Annotated in this window: 5 protein-coding genes; 1 reads left to right on the plus strand and 4 read right to left on the minus strand. The window is 72.5% G+C overall.

Annotated elements, in window-relative coordinates; genetic code table 11:
• Window positions 1–263: 263 nt before the first annotated feature.
• Both MR1_RS18545 and MR1_RS18550 read right to left on the minus strand, forming a co-directional pair.
• Window positions 264–527: a glutaredoxin family protein gene (locus tag MR1_RS18545; protein ID WP_067250605.1), complete on the minus strand. Its 264-nt coding sequence runs from the start codon at window positions 525–527 to the stop codon at window positions 264–266.
• A gap of 49 nt (window positions 528–576) precedes the next feature.
• The gene (locus MR1_RS18550; protein WP_067250608.1) at window positions 577–1,020 is read right to left on the minus strand and encodes an adenylyltransferase/cytidyltransferase family protein; all 444 of its coding nucleotides are present in this window, start codon (window positions 1,018–1,020) and stop codon (window positions 577–579) included.
• Between the two features lie 199 nt (window positions 1,021–1,219).
• On the opposite strand from MR1_RS18550, the gene MR1_RS18555 reads away from it, so the two are divergent.
• Window positions 1,220–2,416 (plus strand): glycosyltransferase, encoded by a 1,197-nt coding sequence (locus MR1_RS18555; protein ID WP_067250612.1) that lies wholly within the window; start codon window positions 1,220–1,222, stop codon window positions 2,414–2,416.
• 21 nt (window positions 2,417–2,437) lie between these two features.
• On the opposite strand, the gene MR1_RS18560 is transcribed toward MR1_RS18555, so the two are convergent.
• Window positions 2,438–3,037 carry a putative glycolipid-binding domain-containing protein gene (locus tag MR1_RS18560; RefSeq protein WP_067250615.1) on the minus strand — a complete coding sequence of 200 codons (600 nt, stop codon included), beginning with the start codon at window positions 3,035–3,037 and terminating at the stop codon, window positions 2,438–2,440.
• Window positions 3,038–3,108: 71 nt separating this feature from the next.
• On the minus strand, window positions 3,109–4,437 hold the full coding sequence (locus tag MR1_RS18565) for a phenylacetate--CoA ligase family protein (protein ID WP_067250618.1): 1,329 nt from the start codon (window positions 4,435–4,437) through the stop codon (window positions 3,109–3,111).
• Window positions 4,438–4,559: the final 122 nt, after the last annotated feature.

Consider the following 4,559-nt stretch of genomic DNA (forward strand, 5'->3'; position numbering starts at 1 on the left):
CGTACGGCGGACGCCGCGGAGGACGGTCGCGCGCTGGCCGACCGTCAGGGCGGCCCAGGCGCGGGCGCCGTCGGCGAGGGCGGCGACGGCCGCGTCGATCGGCGCACGCCGGTCTTCGGCGAGGGCGGGGGATGCGGGCATCGGAGCCTCCTTCGGCGCGGTGTCTCCACCCTACGACCGTCGTGACCGGAGGACGGTCCGGTCGCGTCGGTTCCGTCACCGATCCGCCTCAGGGGTCCGGGCCCGGCGGAAGGTCCCGGGTCTCAGATGAGGGAGAGCTCGCGCAGCTTCGCCTCGACGTCGGCGTTGGACGGCTCGACGTGGTGGCTGGCGTCCGGGTACACCACGACCGGGATGTTCGTGCGGCCGGAGATCTCCTTGGCCACGTCCGCGGCGGCGGGGTCCGCCTCCAGGTCGACGTAGGTGTAGGCGACGCCCAGCTCGTCGAGCTGCTTCTTGGTGCGGCGGCAGTCGCCGCACCACTCGGCGCCGAACATGGTGATGGTGTCGGAGGCAGGAGTGCTCATATCACCCAGCGTACGGCCGAAATCCGGAGGCGGCTCCGCGGCGGGCGGGTCAGCGGGCGGCGGCCATCGCGCCGGAGGTGATGGCGTCCAGTGCGCGCCGCAGCGCGGTGCTGGAGGTGTGCGCGGTGTACGGGAAGTACACGACCTCGACGCCCACCTCGGCGAACTCCCGCTCCAGCGTCAAGCCCTTCTCGGTGCCCCGCCAGTCGTCGCCCTTGAAGAAGTGCGTGAAGCGCACGTCCCGCCAGGCGTCCATCTTGTCCGGGGCCGTCTCCACATAGACGTCGTCCACGAAGGAGATGTGGCGGACGATCTCCGCCCGCTCCGCCGTCGGGATCACCGGTTCGATCCCCTTGACCTGCCGCAGCATCTCGTCGCTCACCACCCCCGCGACGAGTCGGTCGCACTGCTGCCTCGCGTGGCGGAGCAGGTTGAGATGGCCCACGTGGAACAGGTCGAATGCTCCCGCGGCATAGCCGATACGCGTCCCCATGACGTCCCCAGATGTCGCGTCCTCGAAAGGACTCCCCAGTAAGGGCGGATCCCCATCCGCCCGACGGCTCCCACAGCCGTATCCGCCGATCCTAGCGCGTCCGTCGCCGGAACTCCACGTGCGGCGGCTGGGCGGGCGCGCAGGCAGGGGGCCGCTCGACGTGCGACGATGGAAGTCGGCGCTGGGGAGGGGGACAGGCATGGACGACACGTCGCCGACGGCCGTCACCGTCGTCGTCCCCACCTTCAACGAGCGCGACAACGTCGCCGCGCTGGTCTCCCGTGTCGCGGACGCCCTGGACGGACAGGACGGCGAGATCCTCTTCGTCGACGACAGCACGGACGACACCCCGGAGGTGATCCGCGCCGTGTCGGTGACCGCGCCGATCCCGGTCCGGGTGATCCATCGGGAGCGGGCCGCCGGAGGACTCGGCGGGGCCGTCGTCGAGGGGATCCGCGCCGCCGAGCACGACCTCTGCGTGGTCATGGACGGGGACCTGCAGCATCCGCCGGAGCTGATCCCCGACCTGCTCGCGCGGCACCTCGACGGAGGCGCCGACGTCGTCGCGGCCTCCCGTTACATCGGGGGCGGCGACCACGCCGGACTCGGCACGACGATGCGCTACGCCACCTCGCGCGCCGCGACGCTCCTCACGAAGGCGATGTTCCCGATCCGCCTCGCACGCAGCTCGGATCCGATGACCGGGTTCTTCCTGGTGGACCGTCGGCGGATCGATCCCGCGGCGCTGCGCCCGAACGGCTTCAAGATCCTGCTGGAGATCCTCGTGCGCTCGGAGGTGCGCGTCGCCGAGGTGCCGATGGCGTTCGGCGAGCGGATCAACGGCACGTCCAAGGCGACCTTCCGCCAGGGGACGACCTTCCTCGCCCACCTGACCCGGCTGCGCTTCGGGAAGATGTCCCTGTTCGCGCTGATCGGCGCCCTCGGCGCGGTCGCGAACCTCGCCATCATGTGGGCGCTGACCTCGCTCGGCATGGAGTACGTCTGGGCGGCGATCATCGCCGCCGAGGCGACCATCATCGGCAACTTCGTGCTGCAGGAGCGCTTCGTGTTCGCCGACATGCGCGACGACGCCTCCCGGCTGCCGGTCCGCTTCGCCCAGTCGTTCGCGTTCAACAACGTCGAGGCGGCCCTCCGGATCCCTGTGCTGGCGTTCATGGTGGAGACCTGGCACCTCTCGAGCATCCTCGCCGCGGCGATCTCGCTCGGCGTGGCCTTCTTCGCCCGGTTCCTGTTCCACTCGCTCGTGGTCTACGCCCCTCGCCGCCTGCGCGGGGGGCGCCGCGGGAAGGGCGCCGAGGAGCCGCCCGTCGACACCGCGGCGCAGCGCATCATCCGCGCGATCGACGCGGAGGCGATGCGGCCGGGCGAGCTGTAGCGCGTCCGGCGCTCCGGCCGGTCAGCGCGGAGCAACGCGGCGGGCGAGCTGCGGGTAGTCGAGGACCACCGCGTCCCGATCCGCCGTCAGCTCCGCCGCGAAGTCCCGGTTGGCGCTCGCGTAGCGGATCCTGCCGTCCCCGAAGGAGCCGTAGAGCTGCTCGCTGCGGATCACCCGGAGGGACGGCACCTCCACCCACGCCATCACGAGCGGTGCGTCCTCGGCGGACCGGTGGAGCAGGCCCAGCCGCCGGATCGGCATGGTGTTTGTCAGCGGGCACAGGCCCAGGTCGCAGTCCACCGCTCCCCGGACGGCTTCCGGGTCGGCGAGACCGGGCGGTGCGAGGTCGGCCTCTCCCCGCGCGTCCGCCTCCGCGGACCACGCGCCGTCGGCGTCGCGGGTCAGACGCAGCGACCGTCTCCAGCCGGCGCCGTGGGCATCGACCTCCAGGGACCGCGTGATCCAACCCGGCCCGACGTCCAGCGACCACGAGGTCGCGTACGCGCGGGTGATCGACGTCCCGTGCGCCCGCATCGCGTCGCCGGAGAAGCGGACGTGGGCGAGATCGGTCCGGTCGGGGTCGTCGATCCCCTGCCACTGATAGCGGTCGCCGTCGCTCATGCCGCCAGCGTGCCACCGGCCACGGACATCCGCGCGGAGACGGGGATCGACGACGGGGACGGGCGGAGGGATCAGCTCGGGACGTCGCTGATGACGTACTTCGTCTTGCCCCCGGTGTAGGGGAGCGCCTCCACGACCTCGGTCCGGACCGGCACCTCGTCCGCGATCCGGTCGCGGAGCGCGGCGACCGCAGTCTCCACCTGCGACCGGGCGTCGGCCCCGTCGCCCAGGACGACGCGGACGACGATCGAGTAGTCGGCCTGCTGGTGGATCTGGAACAGCCGCACCGCCTCCGGGTGCTCGCCGAACATCCCCATCAGCCGGTGCGCGAGCACCGCGCCGCTGGGCAGGCGGATGAGGTCGGTCGTCCTGCCCTGCGGCTGCTCCATGAGCGGCAGGGCCCGGCCGCACGCGCACGGCTCGGCGCGGAGGATGCCGCGGTCCCCGGTGCGGTAGCGGATCATCGGGAAGACCCGGTTGGCGAGGTCAGTGATGACGAGGTCCCCGAGCTCGCCCGGCGCGGCCGGGCGACCGTCCGCGTCGACGACCTCGATCCGCCGGACGTCGCTGAAGACGTGCAGGCCGTCGCGCCGTTCGCACTCGCCGGCCATCCAGCCGAACTCCGAACCGCGGTACTCGTCGTACACGGGCGCGCCGAACACCGACTCGAGGCGCGCGCGCACCGGGGCGGTGAGGGGCGCGGCGGTCGTCGCGATCGCGACGGGGGGAGGGATCGTCAGCCCCCGGCTCTCCAGGAAGTCGGCGAACTCCAGCATGGCGCCCACGTAGCCCTCGAACAGGCGGGGGCGCACGCGGGTGAGCTCGCGGTGGAAGGCCGTCATCGTCTCGGCGGAGATCAGGCCCGCGTCGAGGTAGCGCTGACGGGTCGGCCACCAGGACACGTCGTTCTTGAGGGTGTCGAGGCGGCCGAAGCTCCATCGCCCGATCCGTGCGAGGTCGTCGTACGGCCGGATGCCCCACCACGAGTACATCCGCCAGCTCAGCGCCAGCGAGGGGACCCGGGCGTCGTGCATCGTCCGCAGCGGCTCGCCCGTGCTCCCTCCGGTCACCGCGGGGCGCACGTTCGCGCCGACGGCCTCCGGCGTCGGGAACTCGGCGCCGTGCTCCTTCACGGTCGCGCGATCGAGGATCGGGAGCTCCTGCCACGCTTCGCGGTCGACGAGCGCTCGCGGATCCACGCCTCGCTCGCCGTAGACGCGCCGGTAGAACGGAGAGGCGTCCATCGCGAACGCCGCCAGCCGGGCGGCGCGCTGGTCCTGGAGGGCGGCGAGCTCCTCGACGCCCATGCGCTCGTGGGCCAGGAGCTCGCGGTGGAACCGCCCGACGCGGCGGCGGACGGTGGCGGCCTTGAGGTCGAACATCACGCTCTTCAGCGACATGGCTACGCCTCCTCTCGGGGGTCGCGCGCGGCCGGGACGGGCCGCGCGTACTCGGGGGTGATGCGGCCGACGGCGCCGAGGATGCGCCCCTGGGCGAACCAGGTGCGGCGGCGCAGGACCGC

The organism is Microbacterium resistens NBRC 103078, assembly GCF_001552355.1.
In the GTDB taxonomy this organism is placed as follows: domain Bacteria; phylum Actinomycetota; class Actinomycetes; order Actinomycetales; family Microbacteriaceae; genus Microbacterium; species Microbacterium resistens.